This is a genomic window from Diaphorobacter sp. JS3051 (assembly GCF_015832135.1).
Lineage (GTDB): Bacteria > Pseudomonadota > Gammaproteobacteria > Burkholderiales > Burkholderiaceae_C > Diaphorobacter > Diaphorobacter nitroreducens.
Window position 1 is genome coordinate 1,616,775 of record NZ_CP065406.1, and the last position, 22,126, is coordinate 1,638,900.

Annotated in this window: 23 protein-coding genes and 1 tRNA gene; 6 read left to right on the forward strand and 18 right to left on the reverse strand. The window is 64.0% G+C overall.

Annotated elements, in window-relative coordinates; translation table 11 throughout:
• Window positions 1–38: 38 nt before the first annotated feature.
• Window positions 39–1,157: an IS630 family transposase gene (locus I3K84_RS07680; RefSeq protein WP_231403305.1), complete on the forward strand. Its 1,119-nt coding sequence runs from the start codon at window positions 39–41 to the stop codon at window positions 1,155–1,157.
• Here I3K84_RS07680 and I3K84_RS07685 read toward each other — a convergent pair.
• The 8 genes from I3K84_RS07685 to I3K84_RS07720 all read right to left on the reverse strand — a co-directional run bounded on the left by I3K84_RS07685 (window position 1,149) and on the right by I3K84_RS07720 (window position 9,114).
• Window positions 1,149–2,657, reverse strand: a complete 1,509-nt coding sequence (locus I3K84_RS07685) for an ATP-binding cassette domain-containing protein (protein ID WP_196995840.1) — start codon at window positions 2,655–2,657, stop codon at window positions 1,149–1,151. The two genes, I3K84_RS07680 and I3K84_RS07685, sit on opposite strands and share 9 nt — an antisense overlap.
• A gap of 11 nt (window positions 2,658–2,668) precedes the next feature.
• A complete protein-coding gene (locus I3K84_RS07690) occupies window positions 2,669–3,541 on the reverse strand; it encodes a branched-chain amino acid ABC transporter permease (protein WP_196995841.1) in 873 nt (290 codons plus the stop codon).
• A 72-nt stretch (window positions 3,542–3,613) separates the two neighbouring features.
• Window positions 3,614–4,819: an ABC transporter substrate-binding protein gene (locus tag I3K84_RS07695; RefSeq protein WP_196996086.1), complete on the reverse strand. Its 1,206-nt coding sequence runs from the start codon at window positions 4,817–4,819 to the stop codon at window positions 3,614–3,616.
• A gap of 651 nt (window positions 4,820–5,470) precedes the next feature.
• On the reverse strand, window positions 5,471–6,382 hold the full coding sequence (locus I3K84_RS07700) for a site-specific integrase (protein WP_196995842.1): 912 nt from the start codon (window positions 6,380–6,382) through the stop codon (window positions 5,471–5,473).
• Window positions 6,375–6,701 carry a hypothetical protein gene (locus tag I3K84_RS07705; RefSeq protein ID WP_196995843.1) on the reverse strand — a complete coding sequence of 109 codons (327 nt, stop codon included), beginning with the start codon at window positions 6,699–6,701 and terminating at the stop codon, window positions 6,375–6,377. The genes I3K84_RS07700 and I3K84_RS07705 overlap by 8 nt, the downstream gene beginning before the upstream one ends.
• Before the next feature lie 28 nt (window positions 6,702–6,729).
• On the reverse strand, window positions 6,730–7,089 hold the full coding sequence (locus I3K84_RS07710; RefSeq protein WP_196995844.1) for a type I restriction endonuclease subunit M: 360 nt from the start codon (window positions 7,087–7,089) through the stop codon (window positions 6,730–6,732).
• A 265-nt stretch (window positions 7,090–7,354) separates the two neighbouring features.
• Window positions 7,355–8,134: an alpha/beta hydrolase gene (locus I3K84_RS07715; protein ID WP_196995845.1), complete on the reverse strand. Its 780-nt coding sequence runs from the start codon at window positions 8,132–8,134 to the stop codon at window positions 7,355–7,357.
• Window positions 8,131–9,114, reverse strand: coding sequence for a lysozyme inhibitor LprI family protein (locus tag I3K84_RS07720; protein ID WP_196995846.1), 984 nt, complete (start codon window positions 9,112–9,114; stop codon window positions 8,131–8,133). Before I3K84_RS07720 ends, I3K84_RS07715 begins: the two co-directional genes overlap by 4 nt.
• A 107-nt stretch (window positions 9,115–9,221) precedes the next feature.
• Here I3K84_RS07720 and I3K84_RS07725 point away from each other — a divergent pair, with 107 nt between their 5' ends.
• Window positions 9,222–9,512: a helix-turn-helix domain-containing protein gene (locus I3K84_RS07725; protein ID WP_196995847.1), complete on the forward strand. Its 291-nt coding sequence runs from the start codon at window positions 9,222–9,224 to the stop codon at window positions 9,510–9,512.
• Here the strand turns inward: I3K84_RS07725 and I3K84_RS07730 are convergent.
• The 4 genes from I3K84_RS07730 to serS form a co-directional block, all read right to left on the reverse strand.
• Window positions 9,509–9,832: a hypothetical protein gene (locus tag I3K84_RS07730; protein ID WP_196995848.1), complete on the reverse strand. Its 324-nt coding sequence runs from the start codon at window positions 9,830–9,832 to the stop codon at window positions 9,509–9,511. The two genes, I3K84_RS07725 and I3K84_RS07730, sit on opposite strands and share 4 nt — an antisense overlap.
• Before the next feature lie 165 nt (window positions 9,833–9,997).
• Window positions 9,998–10,495 carry a hypothetical protein gene (locus I3K84_RS07735; RefSeq protein ID WP_196995849.1) on the reverse strand — a complete coding sequence of 166 codons (498 nt, stop codon included), beginning with the start codon at window positions 10,493–10,495 and terminating at the stop codon, window positions 9,998–10,000.
• 388 nt (window positions 10,496–10,883) lie between these two features.
• A tRNA-Ser gene (locus I3K84_RS07740) sits at window positions 10,884–10,973 on the reverse strand.
• A 34-nt stretch (window positions 10,974–11,007) separates the two neighbouring features.
• Entirely contained in the window at window positions 11,008–12,336 is a 1,329-nt protein-coding gene (serS, locus tag I3K84_RS07745; RefSeq protein WP_088888457.1) for a serine--tRNA ligase, read from the reverse strand.
• A gap of 132 nt (window positions 12,337–12,468) precedes the next feature.
• Here serS and I3K84_RS07750 point away from each other — a divergent pair, with 132 nt between their 5' ends.
• Window positions 12,469–13,149 (forward strand): HPP family protein, encoded by a 681-nt coding sequence (locus I3K84_RS07750; RefSeq protein ID WP_196995850.1) that lies wholly within the window; start codon window positions 12,469–12,471, stop codon window positions 13,147–13,149.
• A gap of 3 nt (window positions 13,150–13,152) precedes the next feature.
• On the opposite strand, the gene I3K84_RS07755 is transcribed toward I3K84_RS07750, so the two are convergent.
• The 3 genes from I3K84_RS07755 to I3K84_RS07765 form a co-directional block, all read right to left on the reverse strand.
• Entirely contained in the window at window positions 13,153–14,475 is a 1,323-nt protein-coding gene (locus I3K84_RS07755; RefSeq protein ID WP_196995851.1) for a hemolysin family protein, read from the reverse strand.
• A 249-nt stretch (window positions 14,476–14,724) separates the two neighbouring features.
• The gene (ispH, locus tag I3K84_RS07760; protein WP_011806548.1) at window positions 14,725–15,720 is read right to left on the reverse strand and encodes a 4-hydroxy-3-methylbut-2-enyl diphosphate reductase; all 996 of its coding nucleotides are present in this window, start codon (window positions 15,718–15,720) and stop codon (window positions 14,725–14,727) included.
• Window positions 15,721–15,733: 13 nt separating this feature from the next.
• A complete protein-coding gene (locus tag I3K84_RS07765) occupies window positions 15,734–16,210 on the reverse strand; it encodes a peptidylprolyl isomerase (protein WP_015914095.1) in 477 nt (158 codons plus the stop codon).
• A gap of 82 nt (window positions 16,211–16,292) precedes the next feature.
• Here I3K84_RS07765 and radC point away from each other — a divergent pair, with 82 nt between their 5' ends.
• Genes radC through I3K84_RS07780 form a run of 3 tightly spaced genes read left to right on the forward strand, consistent with a single transcriptional unit; the run spans window position 16,293 to window position 18,876 of the window.
• A complete protein-coding gene (radC, locus tag I3K84_RS07770) occupies window positions 16,293–17,009 on the forward strand; it encodes a DNA repair protein RadC (protein WP_196995852.1) in 717 nt (238 codons plus the stop codon).
• The gene (locus I3K84_RS07775) at window positions 17,006–18,220 is read left to right on the forward strand and encodes an esterase-like activity of phytase family protein (RefSeq protein WP_196995853.1); all 1,215 of its coding nucleotides are present in this window, start codon (window positions 17,006–17,008) and stop codon (window positions 18,218–18,220) included. Before radC ends, I3K84_RS07775 begins: the two co-directional genes overlap by 4 nt.
• Window positions 18,217–18,876, forward strand: a complete 660-nt coding sequence (locus I3K84_RS07780) for a Smr/MutS family protein (protein WP_231403432.1) — start codon at window positions 18,217–18,219, stop codon at window positions 18,874–18,876. The genes I3K84_RS07775 and I3K84_RS07780 overlap by 4 nt, the downstream gene beginning before the upstream one ends.
• A 134-nt stretch (window positions 18,877–19,010) precedes the next feature.
• On the opposite strand, the gene I3K84_RS07785 is transcribed toward I3K84_RS07780, so the two are convergent.
• The 3 genes from I3K84_RS07785 to I3K84_RS07795 all read right to left on the reverse strand — a co-directional run bounded on the left by I3K84_RS07785 (window position 19,011) and on the right by I3K84_RS07795 (window position 22,085).
• A complete protein-coding gene (locus I3K84_RS07785; protein ID WP_196995855.1) occupies window positions 19,011–21,092 on the reverse strand; it encodes a bifunctional 2',3'-cyclic-nucleotide 2'-phosphodiesterase/3'-nucleotidase in 2,082 nt (693 codons plus the stop codon).
• Window positions 21,093–21,230: 138 nt separating this feature from the next.
• Window positions 21,231–21,656 (reverse strand): group II truncated hemoglobin, encoded by a 426-nt coding sequence (locus I3K84_RS07790; protein WP_196995856.1) that lies wholly within the window; start codon window positions 21,654–21,656, stop codon window positions 21,231–21,233.
• A 42-nt stretch (window positions 21,657–21,698) separates the two neighbouring features.
• Entirely contained in the window at window positions 21,699–22,085 is a 387-nt protein-coding gene (locus tag I3K84_RS07795) for a TraR/DksA family transcriptional regulator (protein ID WP_015914101.1), read from the reverse strand.
• Between the last annotated feature and the right edge of the window lie 41 nt (window positions 22,086–22,126).

A 22,126-nucleotide genomic window follows, 5' to 3' on the forward strand; every position in this document is an offset into this window, starting at 1 on the left:
TGATTCTTAATGAAACTTAATTGAGCAACCACGCTCCAATGCTCTACTACGGTTTGCATTGGAGTGAAAAATTGCGAGTTGCCCCGACGATTGTGTTGACGGATGAAGAGGAAAGCGAGCTGAGCCGGCTGGCGCGCTCCAAGCGCACCAGCGTCAGATTGGCCCAGCGCGCCCAGATCGTGCTGCTGGCCGCGCAGGGGCTGCAAAACAAGGATATTGCCGAGCAGCTTGGCATTGGGCGCGTGCAGGTGGCGCGCTGGCGTGAACGCTACCTGCAATTGGGGCTGCAAGGTATCGAGCGCGACTTGCCGCGCGGCGCACCGCCGGTGAAGGTGGATGTGGCCAAGCTTGTGAAGCTAACCACACAGACCAAGCCCGAGGCGGCCACGCACTGGAGCACGCGCACGATGGCCGCTGAGTTGGGCGTCAGCGCCAGCACCGTGATGCGCCATTGGCAGGCCCACGGTCTCAAGCCTCACATCGTGCGCGGCTTCAAGGTCTCGCGCGATCCGCAGTTCGTGCAAAAGCTCGAAGACATCGTGGGGCTTTACATGTCGCCGCCCGAGCATGCGCTGGTGCTGTGCTGCGACGAAAAGAGCCAGGTGCAGGCGCTGGACCGAACGCAGCCCGGGCTGCCGCTCAAGAAGGGGCGCGCGGCCACCATGACGCACGACTACAAGCGCAACGGCACAACCACCTTGTTCGCTGCGCTCAACGTGCTCAACGGTCAGGTCATCGGCCAGTGCCAGCAGCGCCACACCCACATCGAGTGGCTGAAGTTCCTGCGTCAAATCAATCGGGAGACGCCCAAGGACAAGACGCTGCATCTGATCGCCGACAACTACGCCACGCACAAGCATCCAGCTGTGCAGGAGTGGCTGGCCAAGCACCCCAGATTCAACATGCACTTCACGCCGACCTCGGCATCGTGGCTGAACATGGTCGAGCGCTTCTTTCGCGACATCTCCGAGAACCGGCTACGCCGCGGGGTGTTCACCAGCGTGCCCGAACTCGTCTCGGCCATCGATGAGTACATCGCGCATCACAACACCAACCCCAAGCCGTTCATCTGGACCAAGAACGCTCGCGACATCCTGCAAAAGGTCATCCGCGCCAATAGCCGATTAAGTTCCAAACAGAATGCAACACTACACTAGGGCCCGCGCTACTTCAAGGCGTTTCATGCCTCCCACGGTGAGGCTGCGGGCTTCGGTGTCCAGCAGTGGAGTCAGGTCGGTCAACTCGGCCACTTCCCGTGCAATGGCTTCGGCAGCGGCACGGTTGCGGGTGTGCATGAATGCACCCAGCATGATGTTTTCCATAACCGACAAACCGGCAAACGGCTGAACGATCTGGAACGTGCGACCAACACCTGCATGAGCAAACGTCTCGGGTGAACGTGGTGAGACCCAGCCGTTGTCTGTTAGCACACTCACAGTGCCTTGGTCGGGCCTGATGAAACCCGAGAGCTGGTTGAACACAGTGGTCTTGCCCGCACCGTTGGGACCAATCACACCCAGAATTTCACCTTGGTGCAATGTCAGCGAGACGTTATCAGTGGCCTTGAGACCGCCGAAGCGCTTATGCAGTCCCTCTGCACGCAAGATGGGTTGACCTTTGGTGGCTATCGGCGGCTTGATGGCAGCGGTGGGTAACACGACACTCCTGGCCTTGGCACCGTTGGGCAGGCGGTCGATCAGGCGCAGTACACGTTCGCTAAGGTGCCCCACCAGACCGCGCGGGAAGAACAACACGACAAAAATCAACAGCAGGCCGTACACGAACCCATGCGTTCCGTTCCCGAAGGCGCTCAACCATCCACGGGCCAACTCTGCCACTGGCAAGACCAACACGGTACCGATCACCGGGCCCGCCACGGTACCCAAGCCGCCGATCAAGGCGAACATTGCGATCTGGATTGACATCTCCAACGAGAAGGCTGACGACGGTTCCAGGAATGTCAGGTACATGCCATGAAAGCTGCCGATCAGGCTAGTGAGCACTGCAGAGATCACCGCCGCTGCAATCTTGGCCCGTACAGCGTTCACGCCAACGGCCCTGGCTGCGTCTTCGCGTTCGCGCACAGCAATCAGATAGAAGCCGAATCGCGATCGGCGGATCAGCCAGCTCACCAAGAGTGCGAGCAGGAAGAATCCAAACGCCACCAGAAGGTACGCCCACTTTTCCCGAAAGATCATCCAGGGCAGCCCAACCTGCAACGGCACGTTTAGCCCGGCAGAACCGCCGGTCCACCCCTCCTGGTGTACCGCCAGCAGACGGACGACTTCGAGAAAAGCGATCGTAGCCAGTGAAAAGAAAGGGCCACGAAGACGCAGCGTTGGGTACGCGATCATCAGCGCAACGACCGAGGAAATCGCAGCACCGGCAAACATACCAATCCAGGGAGATATCCCGAACATAGCGACAAGCAGGCCTGCCGAGTAGCTACCGATGCCGTAGAAGACGGCGTGGCCGAGAGACAGTTGCCCAGCAAAGCCGCCGACTATGTTCCAGGCAGTTGCCAGCCCGGCGAAGACACACACCTGAATAGCCAGGTGATATACAAATGGCGACTTGACTGCGAGAGGCACCAGAAGTATGGACAACAAGGCCAGCAGGCCAACGTAAACCCTGGGGTGCAAGATGGGGGGCATCATGGTGATGTCCTTTACTCAGATCCACGACCCAGACCAAACAGGCCGGTTGGTCGAACAATAAGGATGGCCAGGAACAGCAGGAAGTACACGACCTCCTTCAGCGCGGGGCCTACGTAATAGCCCGCCAGACTGTCGATCAGGCCGATGAGCAGCGATCCGATAACGGCTCCAGGCAAACTCCCCATACCACCCAGGACGACGATCACAAACGCCGTCAGCACGAAGTACTGCCCCACAGTTGGGAAGGCCGGATACTGCACGGCCAGCAAACCGGCCGCCAAGCCAACGAGGCCAGCCCCGATGCCAAATGCGAGCACGTAGGCTTTGTTTACGTCCACCCCCATGAGCGCCGCGGACATTCGGTTTTGAGCGAGAGCGCGAAAGGCGCGCCCCGTGTAGGTGTGCTTCAGGAACAGGTGCATACCCCCTGCGACGATCACCGCAAGCACGAATGTGATGATCTGACCGCTGACGAACGTGAAACTTCCCAGCGACATCGGCTCGGTGCCATACGAGACTTCCGCTTTGCGGATGTCTGCCCCAAACACCATCAGTGCCAGGTTCAGGAGGACCGTCGAAACACCCACCGTGGCAAAAATCTGGATATGGGCATCTGCCGACAGAAGCGGCTGAATAACAGTCCGCTGCATAAGTGCACCGATGCCAAAGAGCAGCACAGCCACCAACCCGGCCGAAGCGTACGGATGCAGACCGAGGTACTGAGCCAGTAACCACACGGCATACATGCCCACCATCAGAAACTCGCCGTGTGCGAAGTTGACCACGCGAACGACGCCGAAAATAAGTGTCAGGCCGATACTGATGATGGCGTAAGCACCACCCAGCAGCAGGCCATTGACCAGAAGTTGTATGAGAATGGACACAGCAGCCCCTCACACCATGCAAGGCTATGCCTTGCATGGCGCTAATGGATAAAGGGAAAGTCGCCTGACCGTTTATTTGGCAGCGATCGGCTTGGCAATCGCGACGGCGTCTGGATACACGGTGACAAGCTTGCCGCCTTGCCACTGCATCAGATTGGTCGATGCCAACTGGTTTTGTCCGTTGTCCGCAAACTGGAAGCCCCAGCCGGCAGCGTTGCCGCCCAACGGTTTGCGATAGGCTAAAACAGCTTCACGAATCTTGTCCTTGTCAGTGGACTTCGCTTGGGCAAGCGCATCCAGGAAGCCTTTCGCACCCACGTAGTTCACCAGGCTGTGGCCAGAGCGTGGCTGTATGCCATAGCGCTTTTCGTACGCAGTCACGAACTCTTTGAGACCTGGGGCCCCGGAGTCCTTCATGGTAATTTGAGGGAAATCGACGTTAAACACACCCTCAACCGCAGAGCCCAATGCCTGCGCTGTTTCCTGAAGGGAATAGCCACCGCCCGCGCCGATCACGGCCTTCGGCTTGTAGCCGGCGCTGGCGGACTGGCGGAAGAAAAGCAGTGTGTCGTTCTGGTACGAGGTCTGGAGTACCACGTCTGCGTTGGCCCCCTTGAGACGTAACACCAGAGATGACAGATCAACACTCTTCGCCGAGTAAGGCTGGCTTTCCACCACGTTCAGTCCCAGCCGTTTGGCTTCTTCCTTTTGGAAGTTGCCCACCAGGGTGCCGTACGAACCATCTTCGTGGATGATCGCGATCTTCAAGGACGCCGGATCCACCTTCAGCATGGGTGCGATCACCTTGACTACAGACTCAACACTGCGTTCCGCAAAGCTCTTGGCAGTAGCGTTGCTGCGGAAAACGTATTTGAAGCCGCGCGTGGTGATCGTATCGGCTACGGCCCCCAGTTCGAAGTAGGGCACGCCGGCCAGTTCGGTGACCTGCGTCGCAGCGGCAGAAATGCCTGAGGCGTAACTGCCGAAGATTGCAGAGACGCCCTCAACCGAGGTCAACCGGCGCGCCTCACCGACGGCCTGGTTCGCATCGACTGCGTCTGCCTTGACGAGAACAATCTTCTTGCCGTTGATACCTCCAGCTGCGTTACGTTCGTCAACCGCCATCTGGGTTCCGCGATAGCTCTCATCACCCAGTAGGGCTAGGCCACCACTAAATGGGTACAAAGCACCAAGCTTTATATCTTGCGCATACGCGGGCGCAGCGGCAATGACACACACGCAAGCCAACGCTTGAACGCAGTTTTTCAGACTCTTGATCACCAGCGGTCTCCTTGGTTGTTTCGAAAAATGAAGCGCTTCATATTTGAAGCATATAAATGCGCATCAAAACGCATCTCCCCGTGCAAGTCTAATATGAAGCGCTTCAAAGTTTGTTCAAAGGCAAAGACTTTTTATTGGTATTTACCCCACCCCGACAGATCAACTAGACCTTATCGGCCTGTCATCCTGGTGATAGTGCGAGCCACCAGACGGATCACGTCTAACGTGCAGCGCTGACAAGGTTGATCAACTCACCGATAGATCGCTTGTGGCGTGACCGCCCTCTTTGCATGGAGTCATGATCCATGCCTGATTGCACTGGACCTACGGGCACTCGTCATGCAGCAGCCTGTTAAGGCAAAAAAGCGGAGTGTGTAATTCTCTCAAGACATACGGCGAGCACACCTCGCCGCTGCGTTGAAGAAACCGGGATCCAGATGGATGTACCGCAGCCTGCACAAGGTGAACAACAAAGTGTCGCGCGCGCAAAGGACTCCTGCCGGACGCTCAACTGACTTACACGCTGGCATGCGACGAAGGACAGGTTTTTTACTCTGACGCCGAAACGACGATGGAACGTGGATGGTGGCTTTCAGCCTGTTTCGGCCAGTCCGTATGGAGGGTCGAGAGATATTTATGGCTGAGTAGTCAAAGCAAACTTGGCGTCCTCCTGCGCGCCAACGGTCTGATGTACTTCGCCAGGGTCGCGCTGGAGCGGTGCCCCGTTTGCTCCATGATGACGTGAGTGGTGACACCAATGCTGGCTGCCTCCGTGCAGTAACCTGCTCGCAAGCTGTGCCCAGCTACTGACTTCGCAGCCTCCTCGCTCTTGGCATGACGAGTCGCCCCCTTCAGCACCAGGGCCACTGATTGCGGCGTCAAGGCCTCGGTACCGACGATTCGGTCATGTCGGTTGATAGGCCGGAACAACGGCCCTTGCTCGATACCGCTGAGCGCCAACCATTTTTCCAGTGCCTTGACCGGACAGCGCGAGGACTTGGCGTAGGGAATGAACACCGTGTGCCCTTTCTCCTGCTGGGTCTTGGTGCGTCGGATGTGAATCTCGATGCCATGGTCGAAAGCAGTGATGTCCTCCTTGCGAATGCTGACCAACTCCGAGCGCCGAAAGGCCCCCGCGAAGCCCACCAGGATCAGCGCCGCATCGCGCGCCGCCTTCATCGGTTTCTGCTTCTCCGCCGTCAGAACCAGCTCGATGATGTCGTCCTTGACCAGCGCCTTGACACGCCGTTGGGCCGTGCCCTTCGTTCGCCGGATGCCCTGCATGGTGCGCTTGACCAGGGAGTCCATGGCGGGTGATGTGTGCCCAGCCTCCAAGTGCGCCCGGTGGATGGCGATCAGCCGGTGCTGCAAGGTGGCCACGGCCAAGGTATCCGCAAAGCTGGCGAGGTATTCGGCCAGTTTGATTGCCGTTGTAGGAATAGTGCCACCATGGGCGCGGAAGTGCGCCAGATCGGCCTTGTAGCTGCGGTGTGTGTTGTCGGCCAGTGCCGCCTGGGTGTAGTGGTTGACCTGGGCCGAGGGTGCTACACGTTCAGCCATGGCGCGCTCCGGTGAAGTCCACCGTCGCATGTCGACAGGGCGCCGCCAGCTCAACGCAAGCCGCTGCCGTATCCCCGAGTTCGGCCAGCAGCCACCCCAGGGCTTCAACCGTATCCTGGGCCAGTTCCCCGGTTTCCACCTGCACCGAGGCATGGGCCAGCAACTGCCCGATGGCAGAGATACCCAGTTGAAGAATACGTTGGAGTAGTTCGGCCGCCTCCGCAAGCTGCACCAGCACCGTGGCATCGCTGGCGTCGAAATCGGGTTCGTGCTGGGCACTGACTGCCAGCCGAGGCAGCAGCGTCATCAACACCCGCATGGGCCGTGGAGTATTGGGCGCCAACATTTCAATACTCCGAAGGCAGCAAGATGCAAGTGCTGTCCCGCCGCTCCGAGCCATCGTTCACAGCCTCGGTCATGACATACAGCCGAATGCCGTCCACGCGATAGACCGACAGCAAGCGGCCACCCGTCAACAAGGCGTGGTCATTGGCGGCCTTGTCCGCAGTGCAGAGCTCGCCGGGATCGCACCAGTCACCATGCTGATGGCGCTGCAATAGCTGCACCGGATGGCATTGGGCCGTGGTGAGGATGTTCAACGCGCCGGGTGTGGCAACCACGCGCCCCAGCCCAAACAGAGGCTTGCGGGCCTGTCTGCGAAGGTCAACGTCGCGGGGGCTGGAATAGGTGGGGGGATAGTCATGCATCGGGAGTTCTCCACAAAGAAGGAAAAAACTCCGGCGCACGCAGCCGCCAACGCTCGGGGCCAGTATGCAGCCCGATGTGGTCGGTGAAGGGGAAGAGAAGGAAGAAGCGATGGCGTGCGGCGGCACGCCGGAGAGAAGGGATGACGGGATGTGAGGTCTATCCCGTCATAGTCGCCGTGAACTGGCGGTGCAATGATTGTGTTGGCGTCCTATCGGCGACGGCAAGCCGCCGATAACTTTGCCGTCCCGTACCAGTGCGCGACGCTCAATTCACCGGAGCCTTGATCCAGCTAGCAATCTGGTCAACCGCTTCGCTCTCCATGCCGATGAAGCCATGCCAGTGCTGGCCCGCGCATACATCGCCGCTGGGGTTGGCACCTCCATCAACCAGCATCAGCTTTTTGATCGGAGCGTTGCTCAGTCCTTTGATGATGAAAGGTGTTTCGCTGGCTTGGCAGTGCTTGCAGGCATCTTTGGCATGGTGGTAGACCAGTACCGGAATCTTGATAGCCTTCAGGTCCTGGCGCGGGACAGCACCTGGAGTGGCGAAGCGAACCACGCTAGACGTCAGCACCAGCCCTGCGATGGCCGGATCATGGACGTTGATTGCCGTAGCGGTCGCGGAGACAGTGCCGCGACTGGTGCCAATGATCCACACGGGCAGATTGCTCTTTTGTTTCACGAACTCCAGCACCTTGGCAACGTCGGTCATGTGCTTGGGTTCAGTCCGCTCCGTCCAACCCAGCTCTTCCATATCGTTGGGGCGTCCGAAGATCGCGACGTTGAAGCCATTGACCAGGAAGTACGGCGCGGAGCGCACCAGGAAGTTGCCCCCGGTGACTTTGCCGTCCTCGAACTTACCGAAGCCACCGCCGCCTCCGGGGAACAGGAACACGGTAGCCTTGGCGTCGGGCGCTACCTCCCAGAACAGCGTTGTAGTGACGCCCTCACGAGTGGGCACTCGGAATAACGCGCCTTCCGCCTGGGCAGTGATGGCCGCTGCAACCAGCGCCAGCCCTGCAAGGATTCTGCGCCAGCGGATCATTTCAATTCCGCCAGTCTCTGCTGGTACGCCGTGGTCACGCATTCCGGTGTCGTACAAACATCGCGGACGGCACGCCGCCACTGGGCCTGATGCTGCTTGATCCCCTCTGGATTGCTGGACGCCGACAACGCCGCCTTGTAAGCCGCTACCGTCCGGGCATCGGCAGCCGCCAATTCCGGGCTGGAGCAGATCATCTTTTCGACGGACGTGGATGCCTTCGCGCAATCGAAGCTGGGGCCTGTGGGTGCGATGGCCTCCGCGCTTGAGGCCATTCCGCTACGTCCAGACACCTCCATGGGAACGGGATTCGTTGTGGCGGCAGGCGCTGCTGGCACGGCAAAGCGTGGGTAGGTCGCTGGTGCCGTCACGATTTCCACCGTGTTGAACGCAGGCATACCCGTAAAGTGCCACCCGCTCTCGGCCTTGCCCATACGGCCCGTGCCGCGGACTTTGATTGAGACAGGGGCTGCGTTCTGCCCCGCCTTGACGGCCTCATCGGCCTTGGCGCGCATGACCTGCAAGCGGGTCACGGCTTCCAGCGTCTCGCAGGGCATGATCTGAACCAGCCGAGCGTCCATCGCATTGAGCTGTTGCTCGGCCTGGGTGATGGCCGCGACATTTCCCGTGGCCTGGGCCTGTTCCAGTGCCATCTTGGCGGGCAGTTGCTGGCCTGCCAGATGCGACCATTCGGCGAACAGCTTTGCCGCAGCCTCTGCGCCACCCTTGATGCTCATCGTGTGGGTGAACGTCACGTCGTAGGACTTGCCGTTGGCGGCGCCATCGACCTTCTTCACCTCCGACAGTTCCAGGATGGGGCAGGCATAGGCTTCGGCCAGATCCTTTTGAATGTCGGCCGTCTCCGGCTGGGAAGAGCACCCAGCCAGGGCCACGGTGGTGGCCAGCACGGCAATCCGAAGGCTGAGGTATTTACGTGCAGTGCTAGGGCAAGTAGTACCAAGATTGAAATCAGCGGTCGCCATTCTGAATATCCAAGATAAACACTATCCGTTTGGTTAGTTTGTCAGTTTGCCATAAACAAACGGATAGTTTGTGGACTGATAAGGGGTGAGAAAACAGACTACCCGGCATGGTCCGGGTGCTCGTCAACAAGCCGCAACCGCTCGAAGCACGCTTCGTGCAGGAGCGCGACCGGGTGCAGGCTGTATTCGGCAGCAGGCTGCGGGAGTTCCGGATCGAGCGGCAGATGACGCTGGAAATGCTGGCCGAGAAGGCTGACCTGCACGCCAACTACGTCGGCGCTGTGGAACGGGGCGAGCGCAATCTGACCCTGTACAACATCTGGCGGATTGCTCAGGGGCTCGGCCTGACAGCGGACGAGCTGATGCAGGAACTGCCGACGCGCAAGGGCAAGCGTTAGCCAGCCCAATCCGCCTCTGCTGGCACGAGCTGCAGGCGGTTGTATTTAGCGATGCGGGACAGCCGCAGCCGCCTTCTGCCCGTGAACCGGAAATCCAATCGCCAATCGGCCGCGTCTTCGGTTTTGACCATTTGCGGCGCTTCGGCCAGAACCTCGCCCACCGGGCATGGCGCTGATACAACGTGGTGCGACCAATGCGCTCCCGCTGTGATCGGCAGCCAGTCCTCCAAGTCTTCTACTTCGCACAGGATGGCCCGAAATGGCAGGGCGGCGGTGATGTCGCCCCATTGGCCGAAGCTGCTGCCGTGGGGGTAGAGCAAGTACCGCACAGGGCAATAGCACAACAGGGCGTGGCGCTCGCATTGCAGGACGATGGCTCCGAAGTGCGTAGGCTTTGCCGAAGGGTTTGCAGCGGGATCGCATACGCGCAGGGCCGTGACCGTCTGGCCTTGCAGCGCGGGGAACAGGTACGGCCCACGCATAGTTCACTTCCCTGCGGTCTTCGCCATCTGCATGACACCGATGAACCAAGAGGGAGGCAGTCCATTCAATTCGGCGGTGCCTATACGCAGGTGCAGTTTGCTATCCGCATGCGGGTAGGGGTCAACCACGTAGGGCTGCGCTGTCTTGCCATCGCTGGAGGTGCCCCGGTGGTACAGCACGCAGCGCCCAACCTCCCAGTCGGCGTCGTAGTCCACCATCACGATGGCTACCTCTGGTAAGTCCTTGTAGCTGGAGCATTCTTTCCAGACCGTGGCGACGAGGCCGTTTCCTGCCAGCAACTTGGCGATCATGTCGCCATCGATCCATACATGAAAGGGGCCTATCTTCGGTAGGCCCAAACCCTCTGCCTGGCGGAAGATCGCATCCGTGGTCTTGCCGGTCAGCATGGAAATCACCGCAAAGGTGTCATCATGCCGACCTTGCTGGGCCACACGTCGAAAAGTGGGCTGGAACGAGTTTGGGTTCGGGGTTGTTGCCATATGGCGTGCTCCTGTGCAGAAATGAAAAGTGCACAGCAGTGCCGGCCTCTGCAGCGGGGGCCGCTTAGAGACTTGGCAATCAGCGAGGGGAATGGGGAAATAGCCCTGTCGACGAGGAGGCTGCTGTGCGAGTAGATGCCGTGCGCTACGCAATGACTTGGAGTGACGGCTTTTTAACCGTACCACGGGGCTCATTCACGGATCGAGCACTGAAAAACTTCGCAGCCCTGCACAGGCTGCGATGGCTCGCCGTCATGGCACTTGGAGCGCACCTGGAAAGACAAAAGCCGCAACGATTACTCGCTGCGGCTTTTGATATTTGCTTTGATAAATGCTGCCTGCTAAAATTTTAAATTCCCTTAGCAATCAAGCACTTACAAGCTTTGTATGGCGGAGAGGGTGGGATTCGAACCCACGGTAGTGTTGCCACTACGCCTGATTTCGAGTCAGGTACATTCGACCACTCTGCCACCTCTCCTGTGTGTCGAAGCCCGCGATTCTAGCAGGAAATTTCAGACCGGCAGCGTGGCTTGGCCGCCCATGTAGGGGCGCAGCACCTCGGGAATGGTCACGCTGCCGTCCTCGTTCTGGTAGTTCTCCAGCACCGCCACCAGCGTGCGGCCCACGGCCAGGCCAGACCCGTTGAGGGTGTGCACCAGCTCGTTCTTGCCCTGCGCGTTCTTGAAGCGCGCCTGCAGGCGGCGGGCCTGGAAGGCTTCGCAGTTGCTCACCGAACTGATCTCACGGTAGGTGTTCTGGGCGGGCAGCCACACTTCCAGGTCGTAGGTCTTGGCGGCGCCAAAGCCCATGTCGCCCGTACACAGGCTCATCACACGGTAGGGCAGGCCCAGCTTCTGCAGTACAGCCTCAGCATGGCGGGTCATTTCCTCCAGCGCCTCGTAGCTCTTGTCGGGATGCACGATCTGCACCATCTCGACCTTGTCGAACTGGTGCTGGCGGATCATGCCGCGCGTGTCACGGCCGTAGCTGCCGGCTTCCGACCGAAAGCAGGGCGTATGGGCCGTGAGCTTGAGCGGCAGCTGGGCCTCGGCCAAGACTTCGTCGCGCACGAAGTTGGTCAGGGGCACCTCGCTCGTGGGGATGAGGTACAGCTGCGCGTTGTCGGGTACGGGCTCAGCATCCTGACCGCCCTTCTGGGCCGCGAAGAGGTCGCCCTCGAACTTGGGCAATTGGCCCGTGCCCTTGAGCGAGTCTGCATTGACGACGTAGGGCACGTAGCACTCGGTGTAGCCGTGCTCCTGGGTCTGCACGTCCAGCATGAACTGCGCCAGGGCCCGGTGCAGGCGCGCGATGCCCCCCTTCATCACCGTGAAGCGCGATCCCGAGAGCTTCACGCCCATGTCGAAGTCCAGGCCCAGCGGCTCGCCCAGGTCCACATGGTCCTTGGGGGTGAAGCCCAGGCTGCGCGGCTGTTGGCCATCGGGGCTCCAGCGGCGCACCTCCACGTTGGCGCTCTCGTCCGAGCCCACGGGCACGCTCTCGTGCGGCAGATTCGGGACGGCGGCCAGCATCGTTTGCAGTTCGCCCTGGATCTGATCCAGCCGGGTGGCAGAACCGTCCAGTTCCGCCTTGATCGCGGCCACCTGGGCTTTCGCAGCCTCGGCGGCGTCCTTCTCACCCTTGCCCATGAGCATGCCGATCTGCTTGGACAGCTGGTTGCGCTGCGACTGCAACTCCTCGGTGCGCATCTGGATGGTCTTGCGCTCGGACTCCAGGGCCTGGAACGCCTCCACATTCAGGAAGGCCTGGGGCTTCTTGCGGGTTTCCAGCCGTGCGACGGCCGATGCGAGGTCTTTGCGAAGGAGGAGGATGTCTAGCATAGGCGGCGATTTTAGTGGCGCAGCCCGGCATGCTAAGAGCGTACTGGGGCGAAAGCCGCGGCGTTTCGCGCCGATAACATGGCAATGCACCATCAATGCGGGTGCATTGGCCAGGGGTCAGGAGGCAAAACCATGTTTTTCGTGTTCGGCCCTTCGGGGCAAATCTACCGGGGTGGACCGGACAAGCTGGCGCAGGTGGCGCCGGTGCGGCGCGTGCACCGCCCCCAGGCCCTGCGCACGCGCGCCCTGGACAGCGACGCGGCACCTGTTGCGACCGCAGCCCCTCCCGCCACGGCGCAGACGGCGACGCCCAAGCCCATGCGCCTGCTGGAGGCCGTATCGGCCTATGTACAGACCGAGCAGGGCCCCGCCCAGCCGCGTCAGCCGCTGTCGCGCGTGGGCGACGTGATGACCACGGGCGCGCTCACGGTGGCCCCCGATCAGCGCGTGAACGATGCGTGGCAGACGCTGGCCGAGCACGAAATCGCACAGGCCCCCGTGGTGAATGATCAGGGCCAAGTGGTGGGCCTGCTGCTGCGCGCCGACATGGCGCCCCTGGACCTGCTGCCCGAGCCCGGCGCGGTCAAGCAGGCCATTGAGCTCGCGCGCCGGCCGGTCTCCGAAGTGATGGTGAGTCCCGTGCCCACGGTGGCTGCGGACACGGAACTGCGCCGCGTGGCGGGCGTGCTGCTGGACACCGGCCTGCCCGGCCTGCCGGTGACGGATGAGCGCGGGTTGCTCGCGGGTTTCATCTCGCGCACCGACATCCTGCGCGCGGTGGCGGCGGACCCGCCGCTGGACCTGTGGAGTTGAGCCTCAGTCGCCGCTCGCGGGATCGGCGCTGGCCTCCTCATCGGGCAGGCGCGAGGCCAGCACCTTGTCGATGGTCTTGCCATCCATGTCCACCACCTCGAAGCGCCAGCGCTCCCATTGCACCGTGTCGGTGACCTTGGGCAGCTTGCCGGTCAGCAACATGACCATGCCGCTCAGGGTCTGGTAGCGGCCGCGGTCCTCTTCGGGAACGGTGGACAGTTGCAGGCGGTCCTTGAGTTCGGGCACGGGAATGTGGCCATCCAGCAGCCAGCTGCCGTCCTCGCGCTCCACGGCCCAAGAGGTTTCAGGGTCGCGCGGCTGGAACTCGCCCGTGATGGCCTCGATGATGTCCTGCACGGTCACGATGCCCTGCACCTCGCCGTACTCGTCAATGACGAAGGCCATCTGTACGTCGGACTGCCGGAAGTTGTCCAGCAGTTCCATGGCATTGATGGTCTCGGGCACGTACAGCGCCGTCTGCAGCGGCTGGGTCGTCAGGTCGCGCGCCTGGGCGTCGCGCACCGTGCGCGACAGCCACTGGCGCGCGTTGAGCACGCCCAGGATGTTCTCCATGCCGCCGCGCACCACCGGAAAGCGTGCATGGTCGGACTCCTCGATGCGCCGCAGGTTCTCCTCGAAGGGCTCCTCCACATCGAGGAACACCACGTCCGCGCGCGGCACCATGAGCGAGCCGATCTGCCGGTCGTCCAGGCGGAACACGTTGCGCACCATCTGGTGCTCGTGGGACTCGATCACGCCGGCACTCGTGCCCTCGGCCAGCACGGCGTGGATCTCGTCCTCCGTCACGGCACTGGCGGAATACTCCTTCACCCCCAGGGCGCGCAGCAGCCCCTCGGTGGAGATCGACAGCAGGCGCACGAAGGGCTTGGTGGCGAGCGCCAGCCAGTTGATGGGGCGCGCCACGACGCGCGCCACCGTCTCGGGGTAGCTCTGGCCCAGCCGCTTGGGTACCAGCTCGCCCACAACGATCGAGAAGTAGGTGATCAGCACCACCACCAGGCCCGTGGCCAGGTAGCCGGCCAGTTGCGGCTCCACCCCCAGGCCCAGCAGCCACTCGCGCAGCGGCTTGGCCAGGGCCGCCTCGCCCACGATGCCGTTGAGCACGCCGATCGAAGTGATGCCGATCTGGATGGTGGAGAGAAAGCGCGTGGGGTTCTCGCCCAGCTTGGCCGCGGCGATCGCCCCGCTATCGCCCTCATCGATCAGCTTCTGCAGGCGCGTCTTGCGCGCGGAGACCAAAGCCAGCTCGGACATGGCGAACACGCCATTGAGCAGGATGAGGGCGAACAGTATTGCTATTTCCATATGCAGGGGGCCCAGCGTGCCCCCACGGTGTGAAGAAGCGGAAATTGTAAAGAGGCCCACATTCTGCGGGGGATTGGCCATCCGGTGCCACATGCCCCACCCACGCCCAGGCATTGCAATATAGATGCCAAATATGCCCTTAGCGCTTATCCATCAAGCGCGAGCAGCTATCAATAATGAAGCAAAGCTGTCGCAGACAGGGTTTGTGCAGCCCCGCGACGCCCGGCTTTAGCGGGCGAAGAAGTGCGTTCAGTGTCCGCCCGGTCCGGTTTCGGGCGGGCGCTCGGTGATCTCCAGGCCCGTCGCAGTGTCCAGCTTCAGGCCCTTGGGCAGCGGGAATTTCACGGTTTCCTCGATGCCGTCCAGCTTGCGCACGGCCACCGCGCCCAGTTCCTTGATCCGCGTGATCACGGCCTGCACCAGCACCTCGGGTGCCGACGCACCGGCCGTGAGGCCCACGCGGGAGATGCCGTCAAACCACTCGTGGCGCAGCTCGTCCACGCTGTCGATCATGTAGGCCGGCGTGCCCAGGCGCGCTGCCAGCTCGCGCAGGCGGTTGCTGTTGGAGCTGGTGGGGCTGCCCACCACGACCACCAGGTCCACCTGCGGGCTGAGCAGCTTCACCGCGTCCTGGCGGTTCTGCGTGGCGTAGCAGATGTCCTGCTGCTTGGGCTCGCGGATGGAGGGAAAGCGCGCGCGCACGGCGGCGGTGATTTCGGCCGCGTCGTCCACGCTGAGCGTGGTCTGCGTGACCACGGCCAGCTTCTCGGTCTGCGCGGGCTGCACACGGGCCACGTCGGCCACGTCTTCCACCAGGTGGATGCCATGGTCCAACTGGCCCATGGTGCCCTCGACCTCGGGGTGCCCCTTGTGGCCGATCATGATGAACTCGTAGCCTTCCTTGGCCAGCTTGGCCACCTCGACATGCACCTTGGTCACCAGCGGACAGGTGGCGTCGAAGATGGTGAAACCCCGCGCGCGCGCCTCGTCCTGAACAGCGCGGCTCACGCCGTGGGCCGAGAAGATCAGCGTGGCGCCGGGTGGCACCTCGTCCAGGTCCTCGATGAAGATCGCGCCCTTGGCCTTCAGGTCGTTCACCACGTAGGTGTTGTGCACGATCTCGTGGCGCACGTAGATGGGCGCGCCGAACTTGGCGATGGCGCGCTCGACGATCTCGATGGCCCGGTCCACCCCCGCGCAAAAGCCGCGCGGCTCGGCCAGAACGATTTCCTGGGGTTTTTGCATGGCGGCGTCCCGTTCAGAGCACGCCGATGAGCAGCACTTCGAAGGTGACGGGCACGCCCGCCAGCGGGTGGTTGAAGTCAAAGCGCACGGCGCCGTCTTCGCGCACCTCCAGCACCACGCCGGCGTACTGGCCCGTGCCGTCGGGCGTGGGGAACTGCACCACGTCGCCCACGGTGTATTCCTCGTGGGGGTCGCCCAGCTCGTTCAGCAGCTTCTTGGCCACCCATTGCTGCATGTCGGGGTTGCGCTCGCCGAAAGCCTCGCCCGCGGCCAGCTCGAACGTGGCGCGCGCGCCCTCGGGCAGGTCGATCAGGCGCTGCTCCAGCGCGGGCGAAAGCTCGCCCGTGCCGACCGACAGCGTGGCGGGCTTGTCCTCGAAGGTATTGATCACGTCACCCGCCGGGCCGGCCAGGCGGTAGTGCAGCGTGAGGAACGAGCCCTGTTGCACTGTGGGCACGGAGGACGAGGATGCGAAGGCGTCTGCGGTCATGAAAGCTCTCGATAAACTGCCGGCATTGTAGAAAACCGGGCAAGCCCCCACGGCCGTATGCCGGGGCGGCGCCCACCGCGCCATGCCCCTCAAAGACCTGCCGCTGGATGCCCAGCCCCGCGAAAAGCTGCTCGCACGCGGCCCCGCAGCACTGTCCGACGCCGAACTGCTGGCCATCCTGCTGCGCACGGGCCTGGCGGGCAAGGGCGTGCTGCAGCTGGCCCAGGAGCTGCTGGATGATCCCGTGCGCGACCCCGCCACGGGCCGCAGCGCCGGCGGCGGCTTTGGCGGCATGGCCGGGCTGCTGCACGCCAGCAGCCAGGACCTGCAGCGCATCAAGGGCCTGGGCCCCGCCAAGCGCGCCGAGCTGATGGCCGTGCTGGAACTCGCCCGCCGCGCCCTGGCCCAGCAGCTGCGCGAGCGCGAGGTGTTCGACTCGCCGCAGGCCGTCCAGCACTACCTGCAGCTGCACCTGGCGGGGCGCACGCACGAGGTGTTCGCCGTGCTGTTCCTGGACAGCGGCAACCGCCTGATCGCCATGGAAGAGCTGTTCCGGGGCACGCTCACGCAGACCTCGGTCTACCCCCGTGAAGTGGTGCTGCGCGCCCTGCACCACCATGCCGCCGCCGTGGTGCTGGCGCACAACCACCCCAGCGGCAGCGTGCAGCCCAGCCGCGCCGACGAGGCGCTGACCCAGACCTTGAAGGCCGCGCTGGCGCTGGTGGACGTGCGCGTGCTCGACCATGTGATCGTGGCGCCAGGCGCGGCCCTGTCCATGGCCGAGCAAGGGCTGGTGTGAGCGCACCGGGGCGCGCGCGGCGCGTACTGGCCCAGGCGCTGCTGCTGGCCATGGCGGGCTGCGCCCCGCTGGCCACACGCCTGCCGCCCCCGCAGCCGCCGGCCCAGGCCCCGCTGCTGCGGCTCATCGGCACTGCCACCGTGCCGCCGCTCACCCGCTATGGCGGCACCACGGTGGGCGGCCTCTCCGGCATCGACTACAACGCCGCGCAAGACACCTACCTGCTCATCAGCGACGACCGCTCCAGCCATGACCCGGCGCGTATCTACACCGCCCGGCTGCGCTACGACGCCACCGCCCTCGCCCCGCCCGAATTCACCGGCGTGCATACGCTGCTGCATGCCGGCGGCCGGCCCTATGCGCCGTGGCTGAGGGCGCACCCCGGCATGGACGTGCCCGACGCGGAAGCCGTGCGCTGGCTGCCTGGCGGCGCGCAGTTCGTGTGGACCAGCGAGGGCGACTTCAGCCGCGGCTTCGGCCCGCAACTGCGCGTAAGCCGCGCCGACGGCGCGGCCGTGCGCGATGTCGCCCTGCCCGCCCGCTTCACGCCCCAGGCCAGCAGCGGACCGCGCAGCAACGGCACGCTGGAGGGCCTCGCCCTGGCGACCGATGGCCGCACCGCATGGCTGTCCATGGAACTGCCCTGGCGCCAGGACGGCCCCCCTGCTACGCTCGCATCGGGCGGTGCACCAGTGCGCATCACGGCCATCGACCTGGTCAGCGGCCAAGCGCTGCGCCAGATCGCCTACCCGCCCGACGCCGTGCCGCAGGCCCGCCGCCTGCCCTGGGGACCGCAGATGAACGGCGTGAGCGAGATCCTGGCCGACGGTGCGCACCACCTGCTGGTGCTGGAGCGCGCCTACAGCGCCGGCGCCGGGTTTGCCGCGCGGCTGTACCGCATCGACACACGCGCGGGCAGCGACACGCTGGCGCTGGATGCGCTCACCCCCGCCAACCACCACAGCCCCCCCAAGACCCTGGTGGCCGACTTCGCCGCCCTGGGCCTGGATGTGGACAACCTGGAGGGCATGACCTGGGGCCCGTCCCTGCCCGGCGGTGGCGCAGGCGGCAGCACGGCGGGCAGCTGCGTGCTGGTCTTCGTGAGCGACGACAACTTCAACCCCGCGCAGGTCACGCAGTTCATTGCCGCCGAATACCTGGACCCCCAGGGCGGACATGGACGATGCGGTACAACCACCGCCAGCCCATGAACGCCGCCCTCACCGCCCGTTCCTTCGCCGACCTCAAGCCCCTGCGCCGTGCACTGCAGGAGGCCGCGCAGCAGCGGGCCGAGCGCGAGCGCCTGCGCCGCGAGGCCGAGCGGCACGCGCGCGCCGAGCGCCACCTGTTCGCCGACGCAGTGGGCCCCGTGCAGCCGCTCAAGCGGGGACACGAGCGGCGCTGGTCCACGCCCGAGCCGCTGCCCGTGCAGCGCGCGCTGGACGAAGAGCGCGTGCTGCGCGAGTCGCTGAGCGACGAGTTCGACGTGACCACGCTGCTGGACGTGGACGACCAGCTCAGCTTTCGCCGCCCGGGCATCGGGCTGGACGTGACGCGCAAGCTGCGCGGAGGGCACTGGAGCATCCAGCGCCAGTTGGACCTGCACGGCCTGCGCACCGATGAGGCGCGCGAGGCGCTGGGCGATTTCATCCGCCTGGCGCACCGCACGGGCCTGCGCTGCGTGCGCGTGGTGCATGGCAAGGGGTTGGGGTCGCCGGGCCGCACACCGGTGCTCAAGGGCCGGGTGCAACGCTGGCTGGTGCAAAAGAAAGAGGTGCTGGCCTTCGTGCAGGCGCGGCCGCTGGACGGCGGCGCGGGCGCGCTGGTGGTGCTGCTGCAGCCCGGGCGGCGCAGGCCGGGCGGCTGACGACCAGCACTTCAAGCCAAAACAGCCTTCTGCGCTTATCCATCAAGCGCCAGCAGCTATTGTTTTAGAAGCAAAAGGCCCACGGGGGCGTGCACCACCGTGGGCCCGCCCCCGTGCGAGGGGACGCGCAGCGCTTACTTGGACAGGTCGATCTTGTACTTGGCCATGCCCTTGCCCGAGCCGTCATCGGCCGCGAGCAGCGACACGCCGGCCAGCCCCGCGGCCTGGGCCACGGGCAGCGCGTCCGCGCCGGAGCTGAACACCACGTCGCCCGCGGTCGTCACCTGGGTGAAGCGCCAGCTCTTGGCCGCTCCGTTGGCCACGCGCGTGACCTGCGGGTTCTTGCGCACGTACTCGATGACCACATCGCGGTTGGCATCCGGCGAGGCCCAGATGGTGGCCGAGCCGTCCAGCTTCGGGATGAAGCTCTTGCCGCTGGTGGCGCGGTAGTTGTTGGTGGCGATCACGAACTCCTGCGCCGGGTCGATGGGCTGGCCCTTGTAGGTCAGGCCCTTGATGCGGCTGCCCACGGGCTGCGTCACGTCGATCTCGTACTGCACGTCCGCGGTGGTGAACATGTCGAAGTTGTAGCCGGGGAAGGTGCTGATGAGCGCCTGCTCGCCGGCCTTGGCGGGGTCGATCTGGTTGAAGCGCTTGGCGGCGGCCTCCAGCCAGTCCTTGACGTCGGCGCCGTTCACCTTCACCGCGTACACGGTGTTGGGGTACAGGTACAGGTCGGCCGCGTTGTAGATGGCCAGCGGGCCGGCCGCGACGTCGGTGAAGTCCTTGCCGCCCTGGAAGCCCGACTTGAACGGCGCGCTCACCGACAGCACGGGCAGCTGCGCGTACTGCGGCAGGTTGGCCTGGATGTAGGCCGCCACGTAGGCCTGCTGCGCCTGGTTGACGATCTGGATCGCGCCGGGGTCGCCCACGTCGGCAAACAGCGTGCTCATGCGGAAGTCGGTGTTGCCGATCGGCGTCTTCACGTAGTTGATGGCGGCCTGGTGCTGGCTCTCGATCAGCGGTGCCACGGCGGGGTCGGCGGCCACGAATACGTTGGCGCCTGCGGCGTCCTTGGTCTGGATGTTGCGCAGCTCGCTCTTGCTGGCCGCCTTGTCCACGCTCCAGGCCTTGCCGTCCCACTTCAGCGCAAGCTGGATCACGCCCAGCGACTTGCCCCAGGAGCTGGCCATCACAGCAGGCACGCCATTGATGGTGCCGGCCTTGTTGTCCACGCCAGCCTGCGTGAAGGCGGGCTTGGCCGACAGGTCCGGGAACACGCTGTGCTGGTGGCCCATGACCATGGCGTCGATGCCCGGCACCTTGGACAGGTGCAGGCCCGGGTTCTCCATGGTGGGCGAATAGCTGCTGGCGTCCAGGCCGCCGTGCAGCAGCGCGACGACCAGCTGGGCACCCTTGGCACGCAGCTCGGGCACGTACTTTTGCGCGGCCTCGACGGCGCCTTCGGTGTAGACCTTGCCCTCCAGGAAGCGCTTGTCCCAGTTCATGATGCCCGGCGTGGTGAAACCGATCACGCCGATCTTGATGGGCAGCTGGACCTCCTTGCCGTCGCTGGACTTGGCCACCAGCGTGCGCTCCAGCACCGTGTAGGGCTGCACCAGGGGCTTCTTGGTCTTGCTGCTGTACACGTTGGCCAGCACGGCGGGATAGCCGTTGCCGGCACATTTCTTGGTGGCGTCCACGCCGTCCACCTCCAGGCCGCCGCCCAGCACCTGGTTCAGGAACGGCAGGCCGTAGTTGAACTCATGGTTGCCCAGCGTGCCCGCGTCAAAGCCTAAAGCGCCCATGGCCTTGTACATGGACAGCTGCTGCGTGCAGGGGGTGGGGCTGACCGTGGCCTCGTAGTCGGCCAGGGCCGTGCCCTGGATGGTGTCGCCGTTGTCCACCAGCAGGGTGTTGGCGAATTCCTTGCGCGCGGCGCGCACCAGCGTGGCCGTACGCTCGAAGCCGTAGGTCTTGTCCTCAGCCAGCTTGAAGTAGTCGAAGCTGCGCACGTTGAAGTGCAGATCGGTGGTTTCCAACACGGCCAGCGTGGCCGTGGCGGGCGTGGCGGCGGAGCTGTCGCCGTCGTCGTCGTTGCCGCCGCAGGCGGCCAGCAGCGCGGCACAGGCCAGCGCGCCCAGCGCATGGCGACGGGGGAAAACAAAGGCAAGGCGCACGGCAAATGGCTGGCCGCGCAAGAAAGTGTCCTGCATGGAAGACCCTGGTGGTGGATAAAACGCCAGAGTCTGTAGGGCGGGTTTGACAGGCATGTGACGCCGCGGTCCCACATGTCGCATCCGTCTTCATCGCGCTTGCCACAAGCGCCAATAGCTATTGAATCAATAGCTATTTCATCCGCCGCGGTTGCGCATCCAGTCGGCCGTGCCCATGAAGCTCTCGTTCAGGCGCGCGCGCAGGTCGTCGGGCACACCCACCTCGCCCATGGCCTGGTCCATGCAGGCGACCCACTGGTCCCGCTCCAGGATGCCGATGGAAAACGGCATGTGGCGCGCGCGCAGGCGCGGGTGGCCGAAGCGGCTCTGGTAATGGTCGGGCCCGCCCAGCCAACCGCAGAGGAACCAGAACAGCTTGTCGCGCGCGTCATCCAGCGTAGTGCCGTGGCTGGCACGCAGCTCGGCGTAGCCGGGCTCCAGGTCCATGAGGTCGTAGAAACGGTCCACCAGTTGGCGGATGCGCGGCTCGCCGCCGATCCGCTCGAACGGTGTGGCAGGCGTGGGGGCGGACGGCGCGGAATCAGGTGCTGACATACGCGCCATTGTAGAAAGCGGGCCGGCGCCGGCGCCGCTTCCTCAGGGCTGTCAACGCTCGCCGCGCGCCTCGGCCTTGGACTGGCAGGCAATGCAGCGCGCCGCCGCGGGCTGCGCCAGCAGGCGGGCCACGCCCACGGGCTGGCCGCAGTCGGTGCACTCGCCATAGCTGCCGTCGGCCAGGCGTGCGAGCGCAGCGCGCACCGCCACCAGCTCGTCGTGGTCGCGCGTGGCCTCGGCGTCGCGCACGGTGGCTTGCGCCATGCGGTCGGCCTGGTCCTTGCGGTCGTCCAGCCGCTCGGCATCGGCGCGGTTGGTGGCCACGGCCAGCGTGTCGCGCTGGGCCTCGCCCAGTTCGGCCAGCAATTGCTGCTTGCGCTGCTCCAGCGCGCCGCGCAGCTGTTCGCGTTGTGAATCGGAGAGAGGGGTGGTGTTCATGGTTTCAGCATGCCACTGGCGATACGGGGCATGTTGACACA

Coding starts and splice junctions, on each gene's coding strand:
- I3K84_RS07700 (WP_196995842.1), bottom strand. CDS start 6,382: ATGGCTGAACGTGTAGCACCCTCGGCCCAGGTCAACCACTACACCCAG.
- I3K84_RS07750 (WP_196995850.1), top strand. CDS start 12,469: ATGTTTTTCGTGTTCGGCCCTTCGGGGCAAATCTACCGGGGTGGACCG.
- I3K84_RS07715 (WP_196995845.1), bottom strand. CDS start 8,134: ATGATCCGCTGGCGCAGAATCCTTGCAGGGCTGGCGCTGGTTGCAGCG.
- I3K84_RS07755 (WP_196995851.1), bottom strand. CDS start 14,475: ATGGAAATAGCAATACTGTTCGCCCTCATCCTGCTCAATGGCGTGTTC.
- serS (WP_088888457.1), bottom strand. CDS start 12,336: ATGCTAGACATCCTCCTCCTTCGCAAAGACCTCGCATCGGCCGTCGCA.
- I3K84_RS07685 (WP_196995840.1), bottom strand. CDS start 2,657: ATGATGCCCCCCATCTTGCACCCCAGGGTTTACGTTGGCCTGCTGGCC.
- I3K84_RS07735 (WP_196995849.1), bottom strand. CDS start 10,495: ATGGCAACAACCCCGAACCCAAACTCGTTCCAGCCCACTTTTCGACGT.
- I3K84_RS07705 (WP_196995843.1), bottom strand. CDS start 6,701: ATGCGGGTGTTGATGACGCTGCTGCCTCGGCTGGCAGTCAGTGCCCAG.
- I3K84_RS07795 (WP_015914101.1), bottom strand. CDS start 22,085: ATGAACACCACCCCTCTCTCCGATTCACAACGCGAACAGCTGCGCGGC.
- I3K84_RS07725 (WP_196995847.1), top strand. CDS start 9,222: ATGGTCCGGGTGCTCGTCAACAAGCCGCAACCGCTCGAAGCACGCTTC.
- I3K84_RS07790 (WP_196995856.1), bottom strand. CDS start 21,656: ATGGCGCGTATGTCAGCACCTGATTCCGCGCCGTCCGCCCCCACGCCT.
- radC (WP_196995852.1), top strand. CDS start 16,293: ATGCCCCTCAAAGACCTGCCGCTGGATGCCCAGCCCCGCGAAAAGCTG.
- I3K84_RS07710 (WP_196995844.1), bottom strand. CDS start 7,089: ATGCATGACTATCCCCCCACCTATTCCAGCCCCCGCGACGTTGACCTT.
- ispH (WP_011806548.1), bottom strand. CDS start 15,720: ATGCAAAAACCCCAGGAAATCGTTCTGGCCGAGCCGCGCGGCTTTTGC.
- I3K84_RS07780 (WP_231403432.1), top strand. CDS start 18,217: ATGAACGCCGCCCTCACCGCCCGTTCCTTCGCCGACCTCAAGCCCCTG.
- I3K84_RS07680 (WP_231403305.1), top strand. CDS start 39: ATGCTCTACTACGGTTTGCATTGGAGTGAAAAATTGCGAGTTGCCCCG.
- I3K84_RS07765 (WP_015914095.1), bottom strand. CDS start 16,210: ATGACCGCAGACGCCTTCGCATCCTCGTCCTCCGTGCCCACAGTGCAA.
- I3K84_RS07785 (WP_196995855.1), bottom strand. CDS start 21,092: ATGCAGGACACTTTCTTGCGCGGCCAGCCATTTGCCGTGCGCCTTGCC.
- I3K84_RS07720 (WP_196995846.1), bottom strand. CDS start 9,114: ATGGCGACCGCTGATTTCAATCTTGGTACTACTTGCCCTAGCACTGCA.